This is a genomic window from Ensifer aridi, from assembly GCF_002078505.1.
Taxonomy (GTDB): Bacteria; Pseudomonadota; Alphaproteobacteria; order Rhizobiales; family Rhizobiaceae; genus Sinorhizobium; species Sinorhizobium aridi.
Window position 1 is genome coordinate 27567 of record NZ_LUAV01000014.1, and the last position, 21818, is coordinate 49384.

At 62.9% G+C, this 21818-nt stretch carries 22 protein-coding genes and 1 tRNA gene; 15 read left to right on the forward strand and 8 right to left on the reverse strand.

What is annotated here, in order from left to right; all coding sequences use genetic code 11:
* Positions 1–2: 2 nt before the first annotated feature.
* Positions 3–1277, forward strand: coding sequence for a GNAT family N-acetyltransferase (locus AYK65_RS13365; RefSeq protein WP_081158730.1), 1275 nt, complete (start codon positions 3–5; stop codon positions 1275–1277).
* A 12-nt stretch (positions 1278–1289) separates the two neighbouring features.
* Here the strand turns inward: AYK65_RS13365 and AYK65_RS13370 are convergent, their stop codons facing one another.
* Positions 1290–2939 carry an AMP-binding protein gene (locus AYK65_RS13370; protein WP_046116434.1) on the reverse strand — a complete coding sequence of 550 codons (1650 nt, stop codon included), beginning with the start codon at positions 2937–2939 and terminating at the stop codon, positions 1290–1292.
* A gap of 212 nt (positions 2940–3151) precedes the next feature.
* Here AYK65_RS13370 and AYK65_RS13375 point away from each other — a divergent pair, with 212 nt between their 5' ends.
* Positions 3152–3865 carry a DUF1236 domain-containing protein gene (locus AYK65_RS13375; RefSeq protein ID WP_046116435.1) on the forward strand — a complete coding sequence of 238 codons (714 nt, stop codon included), beginning with the start codon at positions 3152–3154 and terminating at the stop codon, positions 3863–3865.
* 159 nt (positions 3866–4024) lie between these two features.
* On the opposite strand, the gene AYK65_RS13380 is transcribed toward AYK65_RS13375, so the two are convergent.
* A tRNA-Leu gene (locus AYK65_RS13380) sits at positions 4025–4110 on the reverse strand.
* Positions 4111–4323: 213 nt separating this feature from the next.
* On the opposite strand from AYK65_RS13380, the gene AYK65_RS13385 reads away from it, so the two are divergent.
* Positions 4324–4833, forward strand: coding sequence for a disulfide bond formation protein B (locus AYK65_RS13385; protein WP_026616297.1), 510 nt, complete (start codon positions 4324–4326; stop codon positions 4831–4833).
* Positions 4834–4880: 47 nt separating this feature from the next.
* Here AYK65_RS13385 and AYK65_RS13390 read toward each other — a convergent pair whose 3' ends face one another.
* Together AYK65_RS13390 and AYK65_RS13395 are read right to left on the reverse strand one after the other, a co-directional pair.
* Positions 4881–5438, reverse strand: a complete 558-nt coding sequence (locus AYK65_RS13390; RefSeq protein ID WP_026616298.1) for an HNH endonuclease — start codon at positions 5436–5438, stop codon at positions 4881–4883.
* A 106-nt stretch (positions 5439–5544) separates the two neighbouring features.
* Positions 5545–6192 (reverse strand): DNA-3-methyladenine glycosylase family protein, encoded by a 648-nt coding sequence (locus tag AYK65_RS13395; protein WP_046116436.1) that lies wholly within the window; start codon positions 6190–6192, stop codon positions 5545–5547.
* Between the two features lie 145 nt (positions 6193–6337).
* Between AYK65_RS13395 and gluQRS the strand changes: the two genes are divergently transcribed.
* Positions 6338–7222 carry a tRNA glutamyl-Q(34) synthetase GluQRS gene (gene gluQRS / locus AYK65_RS13400; protein ID WP_026616300.1) on the forward strand — a complete coding sequence of 295 codons (885 nt, stop codon included), beginning with the start codon at positions 6338–6340 and terminating at the stop codon, positions 7220–7222.
* A 37-nt stretch (positions 7223–7259) separates the two neighbouring features.
* On the opposite strand, the gene AYK65_RS13405 is transcribed toward gluQRS, so the two are convergent.
* Positions 7260–8135 (reverse strand): YihY/virulence factor BrkB family protein, encoded by an 876-nt coding sequence (locus AYK65_RS13405; protein WP_026616301.1) that lies wholly within the window; start codon positions 8133–8135, stop codon positions 7260–7262.
* Between the two features lie 169 nt (positions 8136–8304).
* Here AYK65_RS13405 and AYK65_RS13410 point away from each other — a divergent pair, with 169 nt between their 5' ends.
* From AYK65_RS13410 to AYK65_RS13440, 7 genes are all read left to right on the forward strand, one after another.
* Positions 8305–9138 (forward strand): SDR family oxidoreductase, encoded by an 834-nt coding sequence (locus AYK65_RS13410; protein ID WP_026616302.1) that lies wholly within the window; start codon positions 8305–8307, stop codon positions 9136–9138.
* Positions 9139–9161: 23 nt separating this feature from the next.
* A complete protein-coding gene (locus tag AYK65_RS13415) occupies positions 9162–9365 on the forward strand; it encodes a twin transmembrane helix small protein (protein ID WP_026616303.1) in 204 nt (67 codons plus the stop codon).
* Between the two features lie 16 nt (positions 9366–9381).
* Positions 9382–9960 carry a cob(I)yrinic acid a,c-diamide adenosyltransferase gene (locus AYK65_RS13420; RefSeq protein ID WP_026616304.1) on the forward strand — a complete coding sequence of 193 codons (579 nt, stop codon included), beginning with the start codon at positions 9382–9384 and terminating at the stop codon, positions 9958–9960.
* 27 nt (positions 9961–9987) lie between these two features.
* The gene (locus AYK65_RS13425) at positions 9988–10779 is read left to right on the forward strand and encodes a rhomboid family intramembrane serine protease (RefSeq protein WP_026616305.1); all 792 of its coding nucleotides are present in this window, start codon (positions 9988–9990) and stop codon (positions 10777–10779) included.
* A 303-nt stretch (positions 10780–11082) separates the two neighbouring features.
* The gene (locus AYK65_RS13430) at positions 11083–11832 is read left to right on the forward strand and encodes an electron transfer flavoprotein subunit beta/FixA family protein (protein WP_046116438.1); all 750 of its coding nucleotides are present in this window, start codon (positions 11083–11085) and stop codon (positions 11830–11832) included.
* Between the two features lie 25 nt (positions 11833–11857).
* On the forward strand, positions 11858–12787 hold the full coding sequence (locus AYK65_RS13435) for an electron transfer flavoprotein subunit alpha/FixB family protein (RefSeq protein WP_026616307.1): 930 nt from the start codon (positions 11858–11860) through the stop codon (positions 12785–12787).
* A 145-nt stretch (positions 12788–12932) separates the two neighbouring features.
* Complete coding sequence (locus AYK65_RS13440) at positions 12933–13805, forward strand: 3-hydroxybutyryl-CoA dehydrogenase (protein ID WP_026616308.1); 873 nt, start codon at positions 12933–12935, stop codon at positions 13803–13805.
* 20 nt (positions 13806–13825) lie between these two features.
* Here the strand turns inward: AYK65_RS13440 and tlpA are convergent, their stop codons facing one another.
* On the reverse strand, positions 13826–14500 hold the full coding sequence (tlpA, locus tag AYK65_RS13445; RefSeq protein ID WP_081158872.1) for a thiol:disulfide interchange protein TlpA: 675 nt from the start codon (positions 14498–14500) through the stop codon (positions 13826–13828).
* A 25-nt stretch (positions 14501–14525) separates the two neighbouring features.
* Here tlpA and argH point away from each other — a divergent pair, with 25 nt between their 5' ends.
* The 4 genes from argH (at position 14526) to AYK65_RS13465 (ending at position 20392) form a co-directional block, all read left to right on the forward strand.
* Positions 14526–15929, forward strand: coding sequence for an argininosuccinate lyase (gene argH / locus AYK65_RS13450; RefSeq protein WP_081158732.1), 1404 nt, complete (start codon positions 14526–14528; stop codon positions 15927–15929).
* Between the two features lie 155 nt (positions 15930–16084).
* Entirely contained in the window at positions 16085–16279 is a 195-nt protein-coding gene (lptM, locus tag AYK65_RS13455; RefSeq protein WP_081158873.1) for an LPS translocon maturation chaperone LptM, read from the forward strand.
* A gap of 9 nt (positions 16280–16288) precedes the next feature.
* Entirely contained in the window at positions 16289–17557 is a 1269-nt protein-coding gene (gene lysA / locus AYK65_RS13460; RefSeq protein ID WP_081158734.1) for a diaminopimelate decarboxylase, read from the forward strand.
* A 225-nt stretch (positions 17558–17782) separates the two neighbouring features.
* The gene (locus AYK65_RS13465) at positions 17783–20392 is read left to right on the forward strand and encodes a TIGR02302 family protein (RefSeq protein WP_081158736.1); all 2610 of its coding nucleotides are present in this window, start codon (positions 17783–17785) and stop codon (positions 20390–20392) included.
* 210 nt (positions 20393–20602) lie between these two features.
* On the opposite strand, the gene AYK65_RS13470 is transcribed toward AYK65_RS13465, so the two are convergent.
* Together AYK65_RS13470 and hpt are read right to left on the reverse strand one after the other, a co-directional pair.
* On the reverse strand, positions 20603–20962 hold the full coding sequence (locus AYK65_RS13470) for a response regulator (RefSeq protein WP_046116441.1): 360 nt from the start codon (positions 20960–20962) through the stop codon (positions 20603–20605).
* 252 nt (positions 20963–21214) lie between these two features.
* The gene (gene hpt / locus AYK65_RS13475; RefSeq protein WP_026616315.1) at positions 21215–21760 is read right to left on the reverse strand and encodes a hypoxanthine phosphoribosyltransferase; all 546 of its coding nucleotides are present in this window, start codon (positions 21758–21760) and stop codon (positions 21215–21217) included.
* Positions 21761–21818 lie beyond the last annotated feature (58 nt).

A 21818-nucleotide genomic window follows, 5' to 3' on the forward strand; every position in this document is an offset into this window, starting at 1 on the left:
CCATGAGCGGCAATGTCCATCTTCCCGGAGACGTAAACAGCAGTGCGACCCGGCTGCTCGGCGGTCTGGCGCATCCCGGCTTCGACACTTCGCAGGCCGAAAGGACCTTGACGGTAGGGCGTCCCGGACGGCACCTGGCGGTCTATCCGGCGAGAGCCGGCTACGAGCTGCAGCGGGAACTCGACTTCCTCTCCAACCGCGCGATCGAGCCGAACGTCTTCTTCACCGGTCGTTTCCTCGCCCCGGCAATGCCGCGGCTCGAGGACCGGGTCATCCGGCTCGCCGTGATCCGCGACAACATCGAAGAGCGCAGCCGCATCCGATTCCTTATGCCGTTTTCCATCGAGAAGCCGGGCTTCTCGATCGGTGCGACCATCATTCGCGCCTGGTCCAACCCGTTCGGCCCTTTGGGCACGCCGCTTCTGGATGCGGAGGACGCGGCCGAAACGATCAGCAACCTTTACGAGGCGCTGGCCGCCCCCTCCTCCGGCCTGCCGCCCATCCTCGTGCTTCCGGACCTGAGGCTCAAAGGCAAATTCGCACAGCTCGCCCGCGCCGTCGCTATCAGCGAGAACCTGCCGTTGACGGTGACCGACACCTTCAGCCGGCCGATGCTCGAAAGCCTGCTCGACGGCCCAACCTACCTGCGCAAGGCGATCAGCCCCGCGCATCTTAAGGAACTGAGGCGGCAATGGAATAATCTCGGCAAGGAGGGAACCCTCGCCTACAATGTCGCGCGCCGGCCGGACGAGATCCGGTTGCGATTGGAGGAGTTCCTGGCGCTTGAGGCATCCGGCTGGAAGGGCCGCGAACGCAGCGCCATGATCATGGACCGCTTTCGCGCCGCCTTCGCAAGGGAAGCGGTGACCAATCTCGCCGAGGCGGACAGCGTGCGCATCCACACGCTCGACCTCAACGGCAGGGCGATCGCGGCGATCGTCGTGCTGCTGATGGCCGGCGAGGCCTATGCGTGGAAGACGGCCTATGACGAGCGCTACGCGAAGTTCTCGCCGGGCAAACTCCTGGTGGCGGAACTCACCGAATGGCACCTCGACGACGCCAATATCGTCCGCTCCGATTCCTGCGCGGTGCCCGATCATCCAGTAATGAGCCGCCTGTGGCAGGAGCGCGAGGAAATGGGCACACTCGTTATCGGCCTCGAGCAGAACCGCGACCGGGACGTGCGCCAGGTTGCGGCTCAGCTCCACCTCTATCGCAACACCCGCAACATGGCCCGTCTGCTGCGTGAAAAGATACGTGCGCTCGCTGGCCGGTGACCGGCCGGGCAATCATTCCCAGCCGGATTGCGCCCGCGCCTCGGCGGCCGCCCTCTCGCGCAAGAACCGGCGGATGACCTTTCCCGAAGTGGTGAGCGGCAGGCTATCGACGAACTCGATCTCTCGCGGATATTCATGCATGGAAAGCCTCGTCTTCACCCAGTGGCGGATATCGGCCGCGGTCTCTTCACTGGCGGCGACGCCCTGCTTCAGCACCACATAGGCTTTGACGATCTCGGTGCGGACCGCGTCCGGCTTGCCGACAGCCGCCGCAAGCTGCACGTCCGGGTGCCCCGCCAGGCAATCCTCGATCTCGCCGGGCCCGATCCGATATCCGGACGAGGTGATGACGTCGTCGTCACGGCCGAAGAAGGTGAAATAGCCCTCTTCGTCCATGACGCCCTGGTCTCCGGTCGTCATCCAATCGCCGATGAACTTCGCCTCGGTCGCCTTCTCATTGCGCCAGTAGCCGAGGAACATCACCGGATCGGGGCGCTTGACCGCAACCTGCCCCACCGTGCCGGGCGGCAGCGCGCGTCCATCGCCGTCGATGATCGCGACCTGATGCCCGGGCGCGGCCTTGCCCATCGAGCCGGGTTTCAATACGCCGAGGTCTGCCGACGAGGAGATGACGATGTTGCATTCCGTCTGGCCATAGAACTCGCTCACCTCGATGCCGAGCGCGGCTCTCGCCCATTCGAAGGTCTCGCGCCCGAGCGCCTCTCCCGCCGACCCGATCGTCCGCAAGTTGAGCCTGTACCGGTCGCGCGGGCGCTCGACGGATTTCAGGAGCCTGAGCGCAGTCGGCGGAATAAAGGCGTTGCGCACGTCCATCTCTTCCATGATCCGGAAAGCCATATGGGCGTCGAATTTCTGCGCCGGCGAGGAAACCACAGGCACGCCGAAGAAGAGCGACGGCAAGAGCGCGTTCAGGAGGCCGCCGGCCCAAGCCCAGTCGGCCGGGGTCCACATCCGGTCGCCCGGCTTCGGCAGGAAATGATGATGGAACTGAAATCCCGGCAGATGGCCGAGCAGAACGCGATGCCCATGAAAGGCCCCCTTCGGCGGTCCCGTCGTGCCGGAGGTATAGATCATCAGTGCCGGATCATCGGGCGTCGTGTCTGCAGCATCGAAACGGCCCTCCCGTGACGCAAGTTCGCGGAAACGCACAGTGCCGGGCTCTTCATCCTCTTCCGCAAGGACGACCAGCCGAAGTGCTGGCAGTTCGCCCCGGATCGCCGCAATCCGCTCGTAGCCGAACCGATTGGTGACGATCGCGCTCACCTCCGCATCCCGCAGCCGGTAGGCGAGCGCCTCGACCCCGAAGAGCAGCGCAAGCGGCAGGGCGACGGCGCCGAGCTTGTAGATCGCCGCATGGGCGATTGCCGCCTCGAAGCCCTGCGGCAGGAGAATGGCTACGCGATCGCCGGGCCGGATCCCCTGCGCCCCGAGCCCTCCTGCGAATGCGGAAGAGCGCGTCGCGAAGGCACCGTAGGTGAGCGACAGATGCGCTCCTTCCGGGCTGAAATGCTGCAGACAGATCCGCTCTGGATCGCGCGCCGCCCAGGCGTCGCTGACGGCGACGCCGATATTGAACTTCTCCGGTATCCGCCAGCGGAATTCGCGATAGAGTTCGTCGTAGTTGTCGATCTTCGGCAGCATGACTCGTCACAACAGAAATGTTGCAACGCAGCTAACATCGCTGCCCCTTGAAATTCAATGGGTGGCGAGCCCGGTCGCAGCCATGAGGAACTTGTCGGGCACCAGACCAGCAAATTTCCTTATTCCGGCACCGGCTTTGAAGAACTCTGGAACAAAGCTTGAGCTGCTCGGTTCGCCGCTTGAAGGGACGATGCATTATTGGAGAACATCTAATGACAAGTATCGTCATAAAAAGCGCTATTGCTCTAGGCCTCGGAATGGCTTGCGGGCCGGTGCTTGCACAGACGGAGCAACCGGCCCAGGGACAATCCACCGAATGTCCCGCCGGTCAGGAATGTCCGCAGCCGCAAGAGGGCACGCAACAAGGCCAACCCGACGCCCAGGGCGGAACGCAGCAACAGGAACAGCCGACGGAGGGCCAGCAGCAAGACCAGACAACAGGAGGCCAGCAACAAGACCAAACCACTGGCGACCAGCAGCAAGGCCAGCCGGAAGGACAAACCGGTACGGAAACACAGCAGCAGCCCGATGCCGGCCAGCAGCAGGACCAGCAGCCCGACGCTCAGCAGCAAGGTACTCAGCAGCAGGACACTGAGCAGCAGCAGGATCAGCCTGCTCAGACCGACTCGCAGCAGTCACAGGAAGAGACCTCGGGATCCTCCACCAGTGTGGAAGTGACGACAGAGCAGAAGACGGAGATCACCCAGATCATCCGCGAAGAGAAGGTGGAGCCGGTAGAGGTTGACGTCGACGTCTCGGTCGGCGTGGTGATACCTGAGCCAGTCAGGGTCAAGGTGAAGCCGCTGCCGCCGCGCATAGTGAAGATCGTGCCGAGATACGAAGGCTACTTATTCTTCGTGCTGGCGGATGGCCGGATCGTCATCGTTGAACCGTCGACATACAAGATCGTCCTGATCCTGGCGTAGAGCTACGAGCGACAGGGTCCGCCCGAATAATGGCGGACCCTCTTTTGATGAGAGCCTGCCGCCGCTCAGCCGATTAGTAAGCGGCAATGTCGGTCGACGAACTCAGGCATTGCGAGGGGATAAAGCAGCCGAGAAAATCGAATCTACGGCTGTTGTAGTTGGTGCCCCATGCCGGAGTCGAACCAGCACTCCTTTTGGGAACTCGATTTTGAGTCGAGCGCGTCTACCAATTCCGCCAATGGGGCTTAAGGCTAGGTGATATCAGCGGTTTGGGGTTTACACGATCGTTTTCGCGGCGGTCAACCGCGAAGTTGCGATTTTCGCAACGGCAATCACAAAAGCGTGCTGACAAGGAAAAGCAGGGGGCGATTTACAGCGAGGTCGATCCTACATAATAAGGCGGCACCGTTTGAACACGTGGTGCCGGCGCCGTTTGCGCAGCCTGCTATGAGGGATTCATGATCGACGCTTCCGTTGCACAACGCCAGCAGTTGCTTCTCGCCGGCCTCGTCACGCTCGGCATGGCGATGACCGTCGGCGGCGCGCTTGGTTTCGAGCACATCGGCGGCTATATCCCCTGCGCGCTCTGCCTGCTGCAGCGCGATCCCTATTACTACGGCATTCCGCTCGGCGTTCTGGCCGTTCTTTCAAGCGTCCTAAAGGCGCCGGCCTGGATCACGCGCACATTGCTTCTTCTCGTCGGAATCCTGATGCTCGTCGGCGCCGGCATCGGCGTCTATCACGCCGGCGTCGAGTGGCACTTTTGGGAGGGCCCTTCGACCTGCGCCACGGCGGCACAGGGCGTTTCGTCCGATGTCGGCGATCTCCTCGGCGACCTCGACGCCAAGCACGCTCCTTCTTGCACCGATGCGGCGCTGCGCATCTTCGGTCTGTCCTTTGCCGGCTGGAACGTGATCGCGAGCCTCATCCTCGCGGCAATCGCCCTGCGCGGAGCCACGAAGGCGTAATCGATGAAAGCGACGGCGTCGCCGCAAGTTCAAACGGGTGCGTAGCGTTACGGCTGCAGCTCGACGTCCCAGTAGAGATAGTCCATCCAGCTTTCATGCAGGTGGTTCGGCGGGAAAAGCCGGCCGTTGTTGTGGAGATCCTGTACCGTCGGCTGGTAAGGCTTCTGGTGCGGGAACATGCCCGCCTGCTTCGGCAGCTTGCTGCCCTTGCGCAGGTTGCATGGCGAGCAGGCGGCGACGACATTTTGCCAGGTGGTCTGACCGCCATGGGCACGCGGGATGACGTGATCGAAGGTCAGATCATCCGGCGATCCGCAATACTGGCACTCGAATTTGTCGCGCAGGAACACGTTGAACCGGGTGAAGGCCGGGTGGCGCGACGGTTGAACGTAGCTCTTCAGGCAAACGACGCTCGGCAGCCGCATGGAGAAGCTTGGCGACGAGACGGAATGTTCGTATTCGGCAAGGATTGTCACCCGGTCGAGAAAGACCGCCTTGATCGCGTCCTGCCAGGACCAGAGCGACAAGGGATAATAACTCAGCGGCCGATAGTCGGCGTTCAATACAAGCGCCGGCAGGGCCTGAGGTGAGACTGCAATCGTCAAGCGTACTCTCCTGAGCGATTCGGCATCTGCATCTTCTATATTAGGCGCGTTGCGACAGGATTGTGAAGCCACAAAGAAAAACGGAACAAAGGTTTCGCTTTTTTCTTCAAGGCGTCACAGGCAGCGCGTCGCGTCGCATTTCCTGTGCGTAATAGGCCCAGAAGAGCCGCGCAGCAACGCTGCGCCAGGGCGACCACGAGGCCGCGAGCGAATCGATTTCGCTTGCCGTCGGGCGGATCTCGAGAGCGAGCGCATGGCCGACTGCGTTCTGCAGGGCGACGTCGCCTGCCGGAAACACGTCCGGATTACCGGCGCAGAAGAGCAGATAGACCTCCGCGGTCCAGCGGCCGATGCCTTTGATCGCCGTCAGTTCGTGGATCGCCGCCGTCGCCTCGACATTGCAGATGGCATCGAGATCGATCTCGCCCGCGGCCGCCGCCGCGGCAACCCGCCTAAGCGTATCCGCCTTGGCACGCGAAAGACCGAAGCGTCGGCAATCGTCGTCGCCGAGCGAAAGCACCGTGTCGACGGTGATCTCACCGAGCGACGTCTCCATCCGTTCCCAGATTGCCGCCGCACTCGCTTTTGAGACCATCTGCGAGACGATGATGTTGGCAAGGCCGCGATAACCCGGGTCGGTGCGTCTCAGGGGCACTGGGCCCGCCTTGTCGATGACGTGCTCGAGGCGCGCGTCGAGCATGATCAGACCGGCAAGGCCAGCCTCGATATCCTCGTGTGTCCGGATGATCCGCATGCGCCCTCCACTGGATTCGTTAAATCGCAGCCGACAAAAACATGCAGCAACCCAAAGTGCTACAGCATCCTTTGTGCATCTGCAAAGACGCATGGCGCCGTAGAAAGCGGATGACCTTATATCGCTTCCATGCCAAAGGAAAACGATGCCGTCACCGTCAGCACAACCCGTTTTCCGCTTCGCGCCGAGTCCCAACGGTCTGTTGCATCTCGGCCATGCCCTCTCCGCGATCATCAATTACGAAATGGCGACGGCGGAAGGCGGCCGCTTTCTGCTGCGGATCGAGGACATCGACCAGACGCGCTGCCGACCGGAATTCGAGAGAGCGATCTTCGAGGATCTCGCCTGGCTCGGCCTCCGCTGGGAAGAGCCCGTGCGGCGCCAATCTGAGCATCTTGACGTCTATGCGGCGGCGCTCGAGCGCCTCAAGGCGATGGGTCTCGTCTATCCTTCCGTAATGACCCGCGGCGAGATCAAGGCGGCGGTGGTCGCAGCGGAGGCGGAAGGCGAGCCCTGGCCCCGCGATCCGGATGGAACGCCGCTCTATCCCGGTCGCGAGCGTGATCTGTCGCCCGACCAGCAAGTGGCAATCATTGCAAGCGGACGACCGTATGCCTGGCGTCTCGACATGGAAAAGGCGGTAAAGCATGCCGACGCTTCGCTCGCATGGCGGGAAATGGGGCCGAGTCCAGCGAGCGAAACTAGCCTCGTCGCCGCCGATCCGGCCGCCTGGGGCGATGTCATCCTGTCGCGCTCGGACGCACCCTCGAGTTACCATCTATCTGTTGTGGTCGACGATGCCGAGCAAGGTGTTACCCATGTCGTACGGGGCCGTGACCTCTACCATGCGACATCCGTTCACCGGTTGCTGCAGAGGCTTCTCTCCCTGCCGGAGCCGATCTATCACCACCACCGTCTGATTCTCGGTCCGGACGGCCGGAAGTTGTCTAAGAGCAGCGAGGACACAGGGATCGCCGCCTTCCGCGCCGCGGGATACACGCCGGCGGATGTCCGGGCCATGATCCTTTGACGGCACGACGTGTGCAGCACTGCACCCCAAATGCCGCTCAATCGTCCCGCGTCGGCTGGAAGCTGCGCATGACCATGCGCTTCACCCTGTATTTCAGGATCGCCGCATTGATCTCGGCACCTATGATGAAAATTGCGCCGAGCATATAGAGGAAAACCAGCACGATCATGATCGAAGCGAGCCCGGCATAGGTTGCGACATAGTTGGAGAAGTTCGCAATATAGGTGGCGAAGGCGTAAGCGCCAACGGACCACAGCACGAGCGTAATCATGATGCCGGGCAGGACGTCCATCACTTTGCGGTGGCCGGCCGGCAACCACAGATGCGAGACGAGCAATCCTGCCGTGAGCATTACCAGGGTGAGTGTCAGTCCCCAGCTTTCGACCGCTGCCAGCAGCGCATCGAGCCAGGGAAGCCACTCGTCCGCATTGCGCACGGCAAGCGGTACAGCGACCAGGAGAATGCTGAGGGCGGCGAGAATGAGCACTGCAGCCAGCACGAAACCGAGGCTAGCTAGCCGGGTCACATACCAGGAGCGGCTTTCGGCGACCCTGTAGGCTCGATTGAGCGCGATCCTCAGCGCTTCGACACCGTTCGAAGCGAAATAGGCAGCCGCGAGAACGGAAATCGTCAGCAAACTTCCGCGCGGAATGGTCAATACGCGGACGACCTCGTCCGCCACCGGCTTTGCGATCGATTCCGGCCAGGTATCGAAGATCAGGTGGACCGCCGTCTCGGCGAAGCGGTCAGCACCGAGAAAGCTGGCAAGCGCGGTGCCGAAGATCAGGAATGGAAAGACGGCCATCAGAGACGATAGCGCCACATGGCTCGCCATCGCCCAGCCATCGTCCTCGCTGAAATGCCAGAGCGCATCGAACACGACCTTCCAGATGATGCGAACGAATGCCGGCATTCCGTCTCCGATTCCTCCACCTGTCCCGCTTTTCGCCAGGACCAGCCGGCGTGGCGCCTGCGGCGGCTCGTGACCTCGATTCCGGTCCCGGCCGTCGCACATGCAATTCCATTGTAACCCAACGATGAATATGGGAAACGGTGCTTGAATTTCCACAGGAATCGCGCGGATGTCCGATCGTCCAACCATCATCGTCACCGGCTGCTCGTCCGGCATCGGAGCCTATTGCGCCCGGGCGCTGAAGAACGACGGCTGGCGCGTGTTCGCAACGGTGCGCCGGCCCGAAGATCAGGCGGTCTTGGCGGCCGAGGGCATCGAGACCTTCATCATGGATTACACCCGGCCCGAGACGATCGCCGCGCTCGTCGAGGCCGTGATGGCGTTGACCGGCGGGCGGATCGATGCGCTTTTCAACAACGGCGCCTATGGTCAGGCGGGTGCGGTCGAGGATCTGCCGACCGAAGCCTTGCGGCTGCAGCTCGAAACCAACGTCATCGGCTGGCACGACTTGACGCGGCGCGTCATACCGGCGATGCGCGCCCGGGGACACGGCCGCATCGTCCAGTGCTCGTCCATTCTCGGCATCGTGCCCTATCGCTGGCGCGGCGCCTACAACGCCTCGAAATTCGCGCTCGAGGCGCTCTCGCTCACGTTGCGGATGGAACTCGCCGGCAGCGGCATCGAGGTGAGCCTGATCGAGCCGGGCCCCATCGCATCGAAATTCACGACTAATGCCGTCGCCTATATCGAGCGGTTCATCGATCTCAAGAACTCCGTCCATCGGGTGGAATACGAGCGCCAGATGAAACGCCTGCGCGGCGAGAACAGGCCGGCCCCCGGCAAGCTCGGCCCGGATGCTGTTTACGCCGTTTTGAAACACGCTTTGACGGCACGTAGGCCAAGGCCGCATTATATAGTGACAACGGCGGCCAAGCAGGGCGCGCTTCTGAAGAAGCTCCTGCCGGCGGCATTGTTCTATCGCATCATCGGTCGGCTCGGCTGACCGAACCACAAGGGAATTACGCCATGCCCAGTTTCTTAACCGGCCTGACCCTGATTGCCATGGGCCTGGTCGCGATCGTGCTTGTCCGCGGCCTGTTGAACATGGCGCGGCGCGGCAGCGGCAATACTTCCAACAAGCTGATGCAGGCGCGCATATTGTTCCAGGCGATCGCTCTCGTGCTGATCATGCTGACGCTGTGGGTTACCGGTGGCGGCCGGCCGACCTGAGGATAGCGACAGCACGATGGTCAGATTGAACAAGATTTATACCCGGACCGGCGACAACGGCACGACCGGCCTCGTCTCCGGTCCGCGCCGCCTGAAGAACGATCTCAGGGTCGAAGCCTACGGCGCCGTAGACGAGGCGAACGCTTTTGTGGGCCTCGCACGCCAGCACACGTCTGATATTCCCGAGCTCGACGCGATGCTCATGCGCGTTCAGAACGATCTCTTCGATCTCGGTGCCGACCTTGCGACGCCGGACATGGGCGAGAAGCCGGAATACGAGCCGCTACGGATTGTTTCCGCCCAGGTCGAGCGCCTGGAGGGCGAGATCGACCGGCTGAATGCCGACCTCGAACCTTTGCGCTCCTTCGTCCTGCCGGCCGGCAGCGCCGCTTCCGCGGCCCTCCACGTCGCCCGCACCGTCGCCCGGCGCGCCGAACGGCAGATGGTCGCGCTTAACGACACCGAGAGCGAAATCGTCAGCCGCGAGGCGCTCGCCTACATCAACCGGCTTTCCGACTTCCTCTTCGTCGCGGCCCGCTGGGCAAACGAAAAGGGCCATGCCGACGTCCTCTGGGTTCCCGGCAAGAACAGATAAGTTTCAGGCGTCGACCTTGGGGATCGCATGTTCATACCGCTGCACGACAGAAACGATCTGAAGCACATAGACATGCAATATGTGACGATCACGCTGATCGTCATCAACATCGCCGTGTGGCTCGTCACCGGACCTGTCGCGACGGAGGAATTCGCCAACGCCACCGTGCTCGGGCTCGGTTACATTCCAGCGCTTGTCTTCGATTACGCCGAACTCGATCCCTCTCTGGTAGTCGTTCCCGACGAGTTCACCTTCGTCACCTATTCCTTTCTGCATGGCGACTTCACGCACCTGGCGATGAACATGCTGTTCCTCTGGGTCTTCGGCGACAATGTCGAGGATGCGCTCGGGCACTTCCGCTTTCTGGTCTTCTACCTCCTCTGCGCGGCGGCCGGCGCGCTGGCGCATGGGCTGCTCGATCCTGCCTCGGAAGCGCCCCTGATCGGCGCCTCCGGCGCGATCTCCGGCGTCGTCGCCGCCTATTTCCTGCTGCATCCTAAGGTCAGGGTCTGGGTGCTCGTACTCTTCCGCATCCCCCTGCCGCTGCCCGCCGCCATCCCGCTCGCCTTCTGGATCGGCCAGCAATTCTTCATGTTCGTAGTCGATTCCGGGGGCAGTGTTTCCTGGAGCGCACATGTCGGCGGCATCGTTGCCGGGCTTCTGCTTGTCGTCGTTTTGCGACGCCGCGAAGTGCCGCTTTTCGATCGCACGATTGTCACTCCACGTGCCGTGGAACATCGGACGAGGACGCCGGAGGAGACGGCTCCGCCCGCTCCCGGCGCCGCGAAACCCTCCCCGCACTGGGGTCGCCCGAGCTGAACCGTTGGTCGCGGCCGTCCCGCTTCCTACGCGATAACGTTTGAATTTCAAGGGATTGCCCGTGCGACGATGGCCCCACCGACCCTCCGGAACGCTCCCATCTTGCCAGAGCTTTTTATTACCTGTACGTAAACGTAAATATCATAGCGCGCGGTCATCTCGATTTGGCCTCAGGTCATCTCGATTTAACCTCAAGAACGGCTTGTGTATGGAGCAAAAACGCGTATCGATGTCGCCAACCGACAATCAGGCCGCCCTGTTAAGGCGCATTTTCCTGCGAACGCTCTTGGAGGGAATGAATCCATGAAAATACTTGTGACGGTGAAGCGGGTCGTCGACTTCAACGTGAAGATCCGCGTGAAGGCGGACGGCACGGGCGTCGAGCTTGCCAACGTGAAGATGTCGATGAACCCGTTCGACGAGATCTCGGTCGAAGAGGCGCTCAGGCTCAAGGAAGCCGGTAAGGCGAGCGAAGTCGTCGTCGTCTCGATCGGACCGGCTAAGGCGGAAGAGACGCTCCGCACTGCGCTCGCCATGGGTGCCGACCGGGCGATCCTCGTCGAGACCGAGGACCAGGTCGAGCCGCTCGCCGTCGCCAAGATCGTCAAGGGTGTGGCCGAGGCCGAACAGCCGGGCCTGATCATCGTCGGCAAGCAGGCGATCGACGACGATTCTAACCAGACCGGCCAGATGCTCTCGGCGCTCTTGGGCTGGCCGCAGGGCACCTTCGCTTCCAAGGTCGAGATCGGTGACGGCAAGGTGAACGTCACCCGCGAGGTCGACGGCGGCCTGCAGACGGTGGAACTGAAGCTGCCGGCGGTGGTCACCACCGACCTGCGCCTGAACGAGCCGCGCTACGCCTCGCTGCCGAACATCATGAAGGCCAAGAAGAAGCCGCTCGACAAAAAGACGCCGGCCGATTTCGGCGTCGACACCGCGGCACGGATCAAGGTGCTGAAGACGGAAGAGCCGTCGGGCCGCAAGGCCGGCATCAAGGTCAAGTCGGTCGCCGAGCTCGTCGAGAAGCTCAAGACCGAAGCCGGCGTCCTCTAAGGTTCAAGGAAAGGGAGATTCCATCATGGCCATTCTGCTTCTGGCTGACCACGACAACACCCACCTTTCCGACCAGACGGCGAAGGCGCTGACGGCGGCCACCAAGATCGGCGGCGACGTGCATGTGCTCGTTGCGGGTTCCGGCGTCGAGGCCGTCGCCCAGCAGGCGGCGAAGCTCTCTGGCGTCGCCAAGGTGCTCGTCGCCGAGGATGCCTCGCTCGCCCACAATCTCGCCGAGCCGCTGGCGGCCCTCATCGTCTCGCTCGCCGGCAACTATGATACGATTGTCGCCGCCGCCACCTCGGTCGGCAAGAACGTCATGCCGCGGGTTGCCGCGCTCATCGACGTCGCCCAGGTCTCCGAGATCATCGAGGTCGTTTCTTCCGACACCTTCAAGCGGCCGATCTATGCCGGCAACGCCATTCAGACGGTGCAGACGACGGAGCCGAAGCGCGTGATCACCGTGCGCACCGCCTCTTTTGCCGCGGCTCCTGAAGGCGGTTCCGCAGCAATCGAGACGGTTGCGGCCGCCGCTGATCCGGGGCTTTCGAGCCACGTTTCCGACGCGCTTTCCTCCTCCGACCGGCCGGAGCTGACCTCGGCGAAGATCATCATCTCCGGCGGCCGCGCGCTCGGCTCTTCCGAGAAGTTCAAGGAAGTCATACTGCCGGTCGCCGACAAGCTCGGCGCCGCTGTCGGCGCATCGCGTGCCGCCGTCGATGCCGGCTACGCGCCGAACGATTGGCAGGTCGGCCAGACCGGCAAGGTGGTGGCGCCCGATCTCTACATCGCCTGCGGCATCTCCGGTGCCATCCAGCATCTCGCCGGCATGAAGGATTCGAAGGTGATCGTCGCCATCAACAAGGATGAGGAGGCGCCGATCTTTCAGGTCGCCGACTACGGCCTCGTCGCCGATCTTTTCGACGTGTTGCCGGAGCTCGAGAAGGCGCTTTGAAGGGTCGGCCGCTGATACGAAAAAGGCTGGAAAAAACGCCGGCATGGCATTAACAATCGTACCGGGTCGGCCTTGCCGATCCGGTATTTTCGCATCTGCGGCCAGCATCGCTGGCGCAACCTGTTGAACATGGGTGTTCACTTCAATGATCAAGACGGTCGGAATTATCGGCGCAGGGCAGATGGGCTGCGGCATTGCGCATGTTTCGGCATCCGCCGGCTATAAGGTGCAGCTCTACGATATCGCTGCGGATCGCATCGAGGCGGGGCTCGCCACCATCAACGGCAATCTCGCCCGTCAGGTCTCCTCCGGCAAGATGAGCGACGAGGACCGCAAGCGGGCGCTTTCCCTGATCAAGGGTTCCGTAGACATCAACGACCTCTCGCAGGCCGACCTCGTCATAGAGGCGGTCACCGAAGACGAAACCGTCAAGCGCAAGATCTACGGCCAGGTGTGTCCGATCATGAAGCCGGATGCGATTCTGGCGACGAACACATCGTCGCTCTCGATTACCAGGCTCGCCTCCGCGACCGATCGCCCCGAACACTTCATGGGCATCCACTTCATGAACCCGGTTCCGGTGATGAAGCTCGTCGAGTTGGTGCGCGGCATTGCCACCGACGAGGAGACGTTCCGGACGGCCAAGGAATTCGTCGCGCGTCTCGACAAGACCGTCACGGTTGCGGAAGATTTCCCCGCCTTCATCGTCAACCGCATCCTGCTGCCGATGATCAACGAGGCGATCTACACGCTTTACGAAGGCGTCGGCACGGTCGATGCCATCGATACGGCGATGCGGCTCGGCGCCAACCATCCGATGGGGCCGCTGCAGCTTGCTGACTTCATCGGTCTCGACACCTGCCTGTCGATCATGCAGGTGTTGCACGACGGCTTGGCGGATTCGAAGTACCGGCCCTGCCCGCTGCTCGTCAAATATGTCGAGGCCGGCTGGCTCGGCCGCAAATCCGGCCGCGGCTTCTATGACTACCGCGGCGACGTCCCCGTCCCGACGCGCTGATCTGCCTCGCGTTTCTCCTTTCAACTGCCTGCATGCGGAGGCAGCGCCGCCCGGATCAGGCTCTTGGCATCTTCGCTGTCCCAAGCGGCCGGGCCGTTCATCGAGCCGATCAGGCAGCCCTTTTCGTCGAGAAGCAACGTAGCGGGAAGGCCGAAGGCGAGGCCCTCCTTCTTCAGCGTGTTGAAGACGCCCATCGAGGCATCGCGATAGTAGCCGAGCTCGTGTACCCCGACCTCATCGAGAAAGGTCTTGGGCTTGTCGTCACCGCCGGTATCGATGTTGATCGCGACCACCTCGAAGCGATCGCCCCCGAGCGCCTTCTGCAGGCTGTTGAGCGCCGGCATCTCCTCCCGGCACGGCACGCACCAGGTCGCCCAGAGATTGACGAGGACGGTCTTCCCGGCAAAGGCGGCAAGCGTCAGCGGCTTGCCGTCCGGGCCGGCGAAATCGAGGCCGGCTATCGGGCGCGGATTGGCCGCCGGCGTCATCGCCGCGACCTGGCCGCGCATCAGCGGCGTCAGCAAAGCGACCTTCTCCGCGGCGAGCGGGCAGCTCGCGTCGGCCGCCGGCGTGACGCCGCCATTGCCAGACCCGGTCTCCTTCACGTATACCGCAGCCGCACCGGCGATCACCCCGAGAAGGGCGGCGAGCGCAAACAATTTCACGGCCGGAGGACGTTTCTTCTGGTCTAGCATTTCATTCTCCAAGGCGGGCATCCTCATGGCTGACGGCAGTTCCGAGACGAAATCCTCCAACCAGATGTGGGGCGGGCGCTTCGCCTCGGGCCCGGACGCGATCATGGAGGAGATAAATGCCTCGATCGACTTCGACAAGAAGCTCTATGCCCAGGATATCCGCGGCTCAATAGCGCATGCGACCATGCTGGCGCATCAGGACATCATTTCCGCCGAGGATAAAGACAAGATCGTTCACGGCCTCGACACGATCCTGTCAGAAATCGAAAGCGGCGCCTTCGAGTTCTCGCGCCGCCTCGAAGACATCCACATGAACGTCGAGGCGCGGCTGGCAGCGCTGATCGGCCCCGCCGCCGGCCGCCTGCATACGGCGCGATCGCGTAATGACCAGGTCGCGCTCGATTTCCGCCTCTGGGTGAAGGAAGAGCTGCAGAAGACGGAAAAGGCGCTAACCGCCCTGATCGCCGCTTTCCTCGATCGAGCGGAAGAACATGCCGACACGGTGATGCCGGGCTTCACGCACCTGCAAACGGCGCAGCCGGTGACCTTCGGCCATCATTGCATGGCCTATGTCGAAATGTTCGGCCGCGACCGCTCGCGCGTTCGCCACGCCATCGAGCACATGGATGAAAGCCCGATCGGCGCCGCCGCGCTTGCCGGCACCGGCTTCCCGATCGACCGCCACATGACCGCGAAGGCGCTCGGCTTCCGCGAGCCGACGCGCAACTCGATCGATACGGTCTCCGACCGAGACTTTGCGCTCGAATTCCTGTCGATCGCGGCGATCGCCGCGACGCACCTGTCGCGGCTCGCGGAAGAGATCGTCATCTGGTCGACGCCGCAATTCGGCTTTATCCGCCTGTCGGATGCTTTTTCGACCGGCTCGTCGATCATGCCGCAGAAGAAAAACCCCGACGCTGCCGAGCTCGTGCGGGCCAAGACCGGCCGCATCAACGGCTCGCTGATCGCACTCCTGACGGTGATGAAGGGTCTGCCGCTCGCCTATTCCAAGGACATGCAGGAAGACAAGGAGCAGGTCTTCGATGCGGCCGAAAGCCTTGAACTGGCGATCGCCGCGATGACCGGCATGGTCCGCGACATGACCGTGCGCGCCGACCGTATGAAGGCGGCCGCCGGTTCCGGCTACGCTACGGCGACTGACCTCGCCGACTGGCTTGTGCGCGAGGTGGGGCTGCCCTTCCGCGACGCCCATCACGTGACCGGCCGCGCGGTGGCCCTCGCCGAACAGAAGGGCTGCGACCTCGCCGAGCTCTCGCTTGCCGAGCTTCAAGCGATCAATCCCGCGATCACCGATAAGGTCTTCGACGTGCTGACCGTGGAGGCTTCGGTGGCTAGCCGCACCAGCTTCGGCGGCACGGCCCCGGCCGAGGTCCAGAAGCAGATCGCCTGGTGGCGGGCGCGCAACTAGCGCGGGTTGCCGACAACGCACAAACAGGGTGCACAAACTGCTGAAAAATCGATAAGACATCGCACCAGAGCGGAGCAGGAATGGGCAGGCTCCATTGCGCCCCGGCGACGCTCTTGAGATCAATCGCTTCAGCTTCGGCGAAGGAAAAAATGACGATGACATTTTCTAAGGCCGCCGGGTTCGCGCTTCTGCTGGTTATTCCGGGATTGGTCCTCGCCGGCTGCGGACGCAAGGGCGATCTCGACCGGCCGGGGGCCAACACGCCGATCAACACGAAAACGCCCACCGGGACACCCGAACCGAGGCAGAGGGTCGAGGACCGGCCCTTCCTGCTTGATCCCCTGCTCTAAGGAACAGCCGTGAACCATTTCCAATATCGCGATGGAATTCTTTACGCCGAAGACGTTCCCGTAACGGACATCGCGCGTGCCGTCGGCACACCCTTCTACTGCTATTCCACCGCGACGCTCGAGCGCCATTACCGGGTTTTCGCAGAAGCCTTTGCCGACGTGGACGCAATGGTCTGCTACGCGATGAAGGCCAATTCCAACCAGGCGGTGCTGAAGACACTTGGCCGGCTCGGCGCGGGCGTGGACGTCGTCTCCGAAGGTGAACTGCGGCGCGCGCTCGCTGCCGGCATTCCCGCGAGTCGGATCATGTTCTCCGGCGTTGGCAAGACCGCGCGCGAGATGGATTTTGCCATCGAAGCGGGCATCTACTGCTTCAATGTCGAATCCGAGCCGGAACTGGAGGTCCTGAACCAGCGGGCCGTGCGCGCCGGCAAGCAGGCGCATGTCTCTTTCCGCATCAACCCGGACGTCGACGCCCGCACGCATGCGAAGATCTCGACCGGCAAGAAGGAAAACAAGTTCGGCATCTCCTGGGAGCGGGCCCGCGGCGTCTACGCCCACGCCGCGACGCTTCCCGGCATCAAGGTGACAGGCATCGACATGCATATCGGCAGCCAGATTACCGAGCTGCAGCCCTTCGACGACGCGTTCAAGCTGCTGCGCGAACTGGTCGACACCTTGCGCTCCGACGGTCACGTCGTCGACCACGTCGATATCGGCGGCGGCCTCGGCATTCCCTACCGGGAAGACAACAATCCGCCGCCCCTGCCCGACGCCTATGCCGACATCGTCAAAAACCAGCTCAAAGGCCTCGACTGCAAGATCGTCACGGAGCCCGGCCGGCTGATCGTCGGCAATGCCGGCATTCTGGTCACCGAAGTGATCTATGTGAAGGACGGCGGCGACAAGACCTTCGTCATCGTCGACGGTGCGATGAACGACCTGATCCGCCCGACGCTCTACGAGGCCTATCACGAGATCAGACCGGTCAGGATTTCCGCCGCGAACGCGCCGCGCATCAGGGCGGATGTCGTCGGTCCGGTCTGCGAGACCGGCGACTACCTGGCGCTCGACCGTGAGATGGCGATGCCCAAACCGGGCGACCTTTTCGCAATCGGCTCGGCCGGCGCCTACGGCGCGGTCCAGTCGGGGACCTACAACAGCCGCCTTCTGGTGCCAGAAGTGCTCGTCAAGGGCGATCGCTTCCATGTGATCCGCCCACGCAAGGATTACGAGGCGTTGATCGATCTCGATTCGATGCCGGATTGGCTCGACTGATCCGGTTGCCGCTCTCCAGGAGCGGACCGGAGTCCGGCGATCACGTTTTGTTTTTTGCCGCCGCCCTCGCCTTCGCCACAAAGGATGTTATTCTGAGCGAGGATCGCTGGAGTGGCATTAAAGGAAAAGTGTGAGCGGTTTTTCTGCCCGCACCCCGCTCTGACCTTGAATCGGTTGCGACTGTGATCCAAAGCCGTCTACGGGATCGAAAGGGAATTTGGGCGGATGACGCAATTCCGGCAGGATGAAACGCCAAGACCGCAGTCCTTCGCCAGGATGCTGGCGGCCAAGCGGTTCTTCGCTCGCCTGGTCCTTTTGGCCGAAGAGGTTCTGCCGCGCATCCTGCTCCCGGCCTCGCTCGTTCTCCTCTTCCTCTCCGCCGGCTGGCTCGGCTTCTTCCGGGTCGCGCCGTTCTGGCTGCATGCCGGGGTCCTTCTCGCCTTCATTGCCGGGCTGTTCTTCTCGCTCTTGCCGCTCACCCGCATCCGCTGGCCGGAAACGGCCGAGGCCGACCGGATGCTGGAAGACCGTAACCGGCTGCCCCATCAGGCGATCCGTGTTCAGGACGACGTGCCGGCGACGGAAGGCGCATTCGGTGCCGCCCTCTGGCGCGAGCATCAGGCCCGCATGGCACGGATGGTCCGCGGACTGGATACCGGCCTGCCGCGTCCCGACATCGCGCGGCACGATCGGTTCGCGCTGCGGGCGGTCCCCGTCCTCATTGCCTTCATCGCCTTCGCCTATTCCTACTCGAACCGCGCGGGACTGGTGACGGATGCGCTCCGTCTGCCCGAGCAGCAGACGCTTGCGTCCGATATCCGCATCGACGCCTGGGTAACGCCGCCCGCTTATACCGGACGCGCGCCGATTTTCCTGACTGGCCGACCGGACACGGCGGCAGCGGAGGAAGACAAGGGGCCGATCACGATACCGCAGTTCAGCGATCTCACGGTGCGGATAACCGGTGGCGGCGCCGAGGAGACGGTCAGCTATGCTGAGTCGGGCAGCGCCGAGCCGGCGATCATCCCGACGTCGGAGGCCAAGGCAGGAGCGTCACCGAAGACGGAAACGGCGGAGGCAGCGCCGAACGCCGCGCGCAACCATCTCTATCGGATCACCAAGGACGGAACGCTCTCCGTCGGCGGCCAGAGCTGGACCTTCAAGATCACCCCGGACAGCGTCCCGGCGATCGCCTTCGACGGTGCACCGCGGCCTACAGCCAATTCCTCGCTTGAGATCAGTTTCCTCGCCCAGGACGATTACGGCATCGCCCAGGCCTGGGCCGAGATCAAGCCGCTCGAAGAGCCGGCGAAGAATGCACGGCCGCTCTATGCCCCTCCCGAATACCGCCTCGATCTTCCGCGCCGCAACGCCCGCGAAGCCAAGGCCACGACGAGCCGGAATTTGAGCGAGCATCCGCTTTCCGGAAAGCGCGTGCGCATCACGCTCGTCGCCCGCGATGCCGCCGGGCAGGAAGGCCGAAGCGTGCCGCAGGAAATGGCCCTTCCGGCGCGCCGGTTCTTCGAACCGCTCGCCGCCGCCGTTGCCGAGGAGCGGCAGGTCTTCTCGCTCGATGCCAACCAGTTGCCACACGCGATCGACCTCAATGACGCGTTGACGCTCTATCCCGAGCAGACCATCCCCAACCTCACGCATTTCCTTTTGCTGAAATCGGCCCGCTCGCGCATGCAGCTCGCCCACAACGACGACATGCTGCGCGATGCCGCCGACCATCTGTGGGAGATCGCGCTCGGCATCGAGGATGGCGACCTGTCGCTCGCCGAACGCCGGTTGCGCGATGCGCAGCAGGCGCTCTCCGACGCTCTCGAGCGCAATGCCTCGGATGAGGAAATCGCGAAACTGATGCAGGAACTGCGCCAGGCCATGCAGGAATACATGCAGGCACTCGCGGAACAGGCTGCGAAAAACCCCGCGATGGCCGCGAATCCCGATATGAACAATGTGCTGCGCCAGCAGGATCTGGAAAAGATGATGGACCAGATCGAGAATCTCGCACGCTCCGGCGCGCGCGACCAGGCGCGGCAAATGCTCTCCGAGCTGCAGCGGATGATGAACAATCTCCAGGCCGGCCGCATGCAGCAGATGGGTGAGCAGAACAGCGCCATGCGCCAGCAGATGGATAAGCTCGGCCAGCTGATGCAGCAGCAACAGCAGCTCATGGACGAGACCTTCAAACTGGACCAGGCACTGCGCGATCGGATGCAGCGCGGCGACCCGCTCGACGGCGAGGACAACGAGCTCTTCGGCCAGGACATGCCTCAGGACCCCGGACAGCAGGGCGATCCAAACGGCGAGCCCAACCCGCTCGACGACATGACCGCCGAACAGTTGAAGGAAGCCTTGAAGCAGCTCAAGCAGCAGCAGGAGGCACTCGGCAAGCAATTGGGCGAGTTGCAAAAGGGCCTTCAGGAGTTCGGCGTTCAGCCCGGCAAGGGCTTCGGCCAGGCTCAGCGCGAAATGGAAGGCGCAGCCGATGCTCTCGGCAAGGGCCAGGGCGAGCAGGCCGTCGGCAACCAGGGCCGCGCACTGCAGGCACTGCGCGAAGGCGCGCAGGAGATGATGAACCAGATGCAGGCGCAGCAGGGACAGGGCCCCGGGCAAGGTGTTCCGCAATACGGCCAGAACGGGCGCGACCCGCTCGGACGGCGCCAGCAGAATATCGGCCCCGACTTCGGACAGAGTGTGAAAGTGCCGGACGAGATCGACACGCAACGGGCGCGTCAGATCCTCGAACAGATCCGCCGCAAGCTCGGCGACAACCTGTCGCCGGAGGCGGAGCGGCAATATCTCGAACGATTGCTCGACATGCGGTGATGACCTTGGCGGATGCGAGTTGGGGATGCGCCTTCCGTTGGTGAAGCGCCCCTCATCCGGCCTGCCGGCCACCTTCCCCCCAAAACGGGACGAGGAGAACCGTGGCGCCGCGAGAACCGTGGCGCCGCCTAGTCCCCCTCTCCCCGCGTGCGGGAAGTTAGAGTGAGGGCAAAGCGCCGCTTTGCGCGTTAAATTCGCGCGAAAGCGCCGTCAGGCGGCGAGCGCCAAGGCAACGGCCTTGCGGATGTCCGGCAGCGAAAAGGGTTTGGCGATCACGTCGACAACTTTGCCGGAGAGGTCGTCGGCACGCTCGCGCTGCTCGGCATAGCCGGTCATCAGCAGGATCTTCAACGCCGGAAATGCGGCCGATGCCTGATGCACAAGCTCGATGCCGTCCATGACCGGCATGCGAATATCGGACAATAGCAGATCGAACGACTGATCGCGAAGGCAGGCGAGCCCGTCAGCTCCATCGCCGGCTTCCACGGTTTCATGCCCATCGAGTCGCAACGCCCGCGCCACAAATGAGCGCAGGGCATCCTCATCCTCAGTAATCAGGATTCTCGCCATGATGGCCTCCCGTGCTCGCTCTCACGGAGCGCTAGCGTCCCTGCATATCAAGGACGCTCCTTCATTGAACCTAAGCGCCGGACCAATGATCTACCTGGTCGCGATGCCTCTTCAAACAAACAGCTTTTCGTTTGCTTTCGGTAAACACGATCGGAAGCATTTTACGGATGGAGTTGTATTCGACAGAGGATGCCCGCACAGGGCGGGTCGTTACGGCTGACTTGCGCAGATCGGGACGACCGCCGAGAGGCGCTATTCCGCGTCGCCCGTCACCACACCCACGAACGGCAGTTCCCGGAAGGCATAGGCGACATCCATCCCGTAGCCCACGACGAAATGGTCCGGGCATTCGAAGCCGACATAGTCCGCTTCCAGATCGACACGGCGCTTTTCTCGCTTGTCGAGCAACACCGCGATCGTGACGTGTCGCGCGCCGCGTTCCAGGAGCAGATCCTTGGCAAAGCGCAGCGTCCGGCCGGATTCGAGAATGTCGTCGATCAGCAGCACGTCGCGATCGTGCACGTCGCTATCGATATCCTTGGTAATCCTGACGCCCATGGATTCGGTGCCCTTGCCGTAGCTCGACAGGGTGATGAACTCGACCTCCGGTGCCAGTCCCGCCGCATGCATGGCGCGGATCAGATCGGCTGCGAAGATGAAGGAGCCTTTCAGGATCGAGATGACGAGAAGGTCCTTGTGCGGCCCACGAACGATCTCCTCGGCCATTTTCCGATTTCGCGCAGCGATCGTTTCGGCGCTGTAAAGGACTTCGATATTCTTGCCGCGGACGACAGGCATGCGGGTTTCTCCATCTCGCCAGGAAGAACGCCGGCCCTCCCTTCGCACTGCACGATTC

What these genes read in the sequence shown, in the direction of transcription:
- argH (WP_081158732.1), top strand. Translation starts at nt 14,526, where the DNA reads ATGGCTGACGGCAGTTCCGAGACGAAATCCTCCAACCAGATGTGGGGC.
- AYK65_RS13425 (WP_026616305.1), top strand. Translation starts at nt 9,988, where the DNA reads ATGTTCATACCGCTGCACGACAGAAACGATCTGAAGCACATAGACATG.
- AYK65_RS13465 (WP_081158736.1), top strand. Translation starts at nt 17,783, where the DNA reads ATGACGCAATTCCGGCAGGATGAAACGCCAAGACCGCAGTCCTTCGCC.
- hpt (WP_026616315.1), bottom strand. Translation starts at nt 21,760, where the DNA reads ATGCCTGTCGTCCGCGGCAAGAATATCGAAGTCCTTTACAGCGCCGAA.
- AYK65_RS13405 (WP_026616301.1), bottom strand. Translation starts at nt 8,135, where the DNA reads ATGCCGGCATTCGTTCGCATCATCTGGAAGGTCGTGTTCGATGCGCTC.
- tlpA (WP_081158872.1), bottom strand. Translation starts at nt 14,500, where the DNA reads ATGCTAGACCAGAAGAAACGTCCTCCGGCCGTGAAATTGTTTGCGCTC.
- AYK65_RS13370 (WP_046116434.1), bottom strand. Translation starts at nt 2,939, where the DNA reads ATGCTGCCGAAGATCGACAACTACGACGAACTCTATCGCGAATTCCGC.
- AYK65_RS13440 (WP_026616308.1), top strand. Translation starts at nt 12,933, where the DNA reads ATGATCAAGACGGTCGGAATTATCGGCGCAGGGCAGATGGGCTGCGGC.
- AYK65_RS13375 (WP_046116435.1), top strand. Translation starts at nt 3,152, where the DNA reads ATGACAAGTATCGTCATAAAAAGCGCTATTGCTCTAGGCCTCGGAATG.
- AYK65_RS13435 (WP_026616307.1), top strand. Translation starts at nt 11,858, where the DNA reads ATGGCCATTCTGCTTCTGGCTGACCACGACAACACCCACCTTTCCGAC.
- AYK65_RS13420 (WP_026616304.1), top strand. Translation starts at nt 9,382, where the DNA reads ATGGTCAGATTGAACAAGATTTATACCCGGACCGGCGACAACGGCACG.
- AYK65_RS13430 (WP_046116438.1), top strand. Translation starts at nt 11,083, where the DNA reads ATGAAAATACTTGTGACGGTGAAGCGGGTCGTCGACTTCAACGTGAAG.
- AYK65_RS13395 (WP_046116436.1), bottom strand. Translation starts at nt 6,192, where the DNA reads ATGCGGATCATCCGGACACACGAGGATATCGAGGCTGGCCTTGCCGGT.
- AYK65_RS13365 (WP_081158730.1), top strand. Translation starts at nt 3, where the DNA reads ATGAGCGGCAATGTCCATCTTCCCGGAGACGTAAACAGCAGTGCGACC.
- AYK65_RS13410 (WP_026616302.1), top strand. Translation starts at nt 8,305, where the DNA reads ATGTCCGATCGTCCAACCATCATCGTCACCGGCTGCTCGTCCGGCATC.
- lptM (WP_081158873.1), top strand. Translation starts at nt 16,085, where the DNA reads ATGACATTTTCTAAGGCCGCCGGGTTCGCGCTTCTGCTGGTTATTCCG.
- gluQRS (WP_026616300.1), top strand. Translation starts at nt 6,338, where the DNA reads ATGCCGTCACCGTCAGCACAACCCGTTTTCCGCTTCGCGCCGAGTCCC.
- AYK65_RS13415 (WP_026616303.1), top strand. Translation starts at nt 9,162, where the DNA reads ATGCCCAGTTTCTTAACCGGCCTGACCCTGATTGCCATGGGCCTGGTC.
- AYK65_RS13385 (WP_026616297.1), top strand. Translation starts at nt 4,324, where the DNA reads ATGATCGACGCTTCCGTTGCACAACGCCAGCAGTTGCTTCTCGCCGGC.
- AYK65_RS13470 (WP_046116441.1), bottom strand. Translation starts at nt 20,962, where the DNA reads ATGGCGAGAATCCTGATTACTGAGGATGAGGATGCCCTGCGCTCATTT.